The organism is Streptomyces hygroscopicus subsp. hygroscopicus, from assembly GCF_001553455.1.
Lineage (GTDB): Bacteria > Actinomycetota > Actinomycetes > Streptomycetales > Streptomycetaceae > Streptomyces > Streptomyces hygroscopicus.
The window spans coordinates 1-2,226 of the sequence record NZ_BBOX01000109.1 but is presented as its reverse complement, the minus strand read 5'-3'; the positions used below and the strand labels follow the sequence as shown (position 1 = coordinate 2,226).

Below are 2,226 nucleotides of genomic sequence, written 5' to 3'. Positions count from 1 at the left end.
CGCCGCGCCGCTCGCCGCGCTTCTCGTCCCAGGCCGTGTACCGGGTCAGGCGGACGGCGCGGTAGGGAACCGGGTGCGGCGGCGAACACGCCGCCCACGGCCGCCCCGCGAACGCGCCGCCCACGGCCGCCCCGCGAACGCGCCGCCCACGGCCGCCCCGTGAACGCGCTGGCCATGGCCGCCCCCGCGGCGCCGCGGCCTTGCCTCGTTCGCCCGGCGCACCCTACAGTTGGCGGGCCGTGGTGTACGGGAAGACCGGTGGGAAACCGGAGCGGCCCTCGCCACTGTGATCGGGAAGTTTCCGTCCCGTTCCGCGGTCCTCCGGACAGGGCCGCGGAGCCACTGGCCGCACGTCGCGGCCGGGAAGGCAGGGGCGGACGCGTCGACCCGTCAGCCAGGAGACCGGCCACGGCATCTCACGAGATGATCCACGAGGTGCTGGAGCGTGACCACATGACCCTGCCCACCGCATCACGATGGCGGCGCGAGGACACCGTCCGGACCGCCGGGCTCCTGGCGGTGATCCTCATTCTGCACGCCATCGCCTTCGGCCTGCTCTTCCTGGTCGTGGCGCCCCACCACTACGAGGTGGGCTCCAAGACGTTCGGCGTCGGTCTGGGGATCACCGCGTACACCCTGGGCATGCGGCACGCCTTCGACGCCGACCACATCGCCGCCATCGACAACACCACCCGCAAACTGATGGCCGACGGCAAGCGGCCGGTGTCCGTCGGCTTCTGGTTCGCGCTCGGCCACTCCAGCGTCGTGGTGGCCCTGGCCGCGCTGGTCGCCGGCGGGGCCCAGCTGGCCGGCACCCTGGTCAACGAGGACTCCGGCACCCACCAGGTGCTCGGTGTCGTCGGCACCACGGTCTCCGGGACCTTCCTCTACCTCATCGCCGCGCTCAACCTGGTGGCGCTGGTGGGCATCCTGCGCGTCTTCAGGGCGATGCGGGCCGGACGGTACGACGAGTCGGAACTGGAGGCGCACCTGGACTCGCGCGGTTTCATGAACCGCGTCCTGGGCCGCTTCACCAAGTCCATCACCCGGCCCGGCCAGATGTTCCCGCTCGGGTTCCTCTTCGGGCTCGGCTTCGACACCGCCACCGAGGTCGCCCTGATGGTGATGGCCGGAAGCGGCGCGGCCGCGGGGCTGCCCTGGTACGCGATCCTGTGCCTGCCGCTGCTCTTCGCCGCCGGGATGAGCCTGTTCGACACCCTCGACGGCACCTTCATGAACTTCGCCTACCAGTGGGCGTTCTCCACCCCGGTCCGCAAGGTCTTCTACAACCTCGCCATCACCGGTCTGTCGATCGCGGTCGCCTTCCTCATCGGCACCATCGAGCTGATCAGCGTCCTCCACGACAAGCTCCGGCTGCGGGACGCCGTCACCGGGTGGGTCTCCGCACTGAACCTGGACAACGTGGGATTCATCATCGTCGGCCTGTTCGTCGTGGTGTGGGCCGCCGCCCTGGCCTACTGGCGGCTGGCCAGGGTCGAACAGCGCTGGGCCGTCCGCGCCGCGAACGCCGACGGCGGCTGACCTTCAGGCGCTACCGCGGCCCCTGGGCCGGGAGGTGACCGCCCCTCACCCCCGGGGGCACGCGGCGAACCGGCCTGCGGGGTGTTCGTCCGGCGGCGCCGGGTCACGGAATCTTGTGCGCCGTATCGGGCTCCCACGCGTACACGGCGGTGATGGCCTTGACGAGCGCGGTGTGACGTACCTCGATCTTCCGCGCCATCGAGAACGTGACCAGCCTTCCCTCGTCGCGGACACGTTGCACCTCGACGAAGGCGAACGACAACTCCTGGGCCGCGCTGCGGACCGTTTCCGGGCCCACCACCGTGACCTGCAGATGGGCCGAGCGGAACCGTTGCTTCGCCGCTTCCGCCGCCTCCGCCTCGGCCGTGGGCACGAGGAGGGCGTCCGTGTACGGATCGATCGACCCCAAGATCACCTGGTAGGCGTCATGCCGGGCCTGCAGGAGCCATCGTCGCGACTCCGCCTGCGCCTGGTCCTGCACCTGCCGGCGCGCGGCCTCCACGGTCTTCTCGCCACCGATGCGCGCGGCCCGCGCGGAAAATCCGCCACCGACGAGGGCACCGAGCAGCGCCACCAGACCGGTGAAGAAGGCCGCGAGTCCTTGGTCCATCAGGTCTCCTCCCGCCCCATACCACGGAATTACCGCCGCGGGGACGGAAGCGCAAGAGCCGTACGGTTCGACCC

General features: G+C 71.0%; 2 protein-coding genes and 1 riboswitch. Of the genes, one reads left to right on the top strand and one right to left on the bottom strand.

The features are described from left to right. Positions 1-223: 223 nt before the first annotated feature. A riboswitch (cobalamin riboswitch) is annotated at positions 224-425 on the top strand. After that, entirely contained in the window at positions 424-1,542 is a 1,119-nt protein-coding gene (gene nicT / locus AXW62_RS12300) for a Nickel transporter NicT (protein ID WP_060944545.1), read from the top strand. (Overlaps the previous riboswitch by 2 nt.) Positions 1,543-1,645: 103 nt before the next feature. On the opposite strand, the gene AXW62_RS12295 is transcribed toward nicT, so the two are convergent. Beyond that, a partial coding sequence (locus AXW62_RS12295; protein ID WP_370682904.1) for a hypothetical protein occupies positions 1,646-2,226 on the bottom strand: 581 nt, incomplete at its 5' end.

What these genes read in the sequence shown, in the direction of transcription:
- nicT (WP_060944545.1), top strand. Translation starts at nt 424, where the DNA reads ATGATCCACGAGGTGCTGGAGCGTGACCACATGACCCTGCCCACCGCA.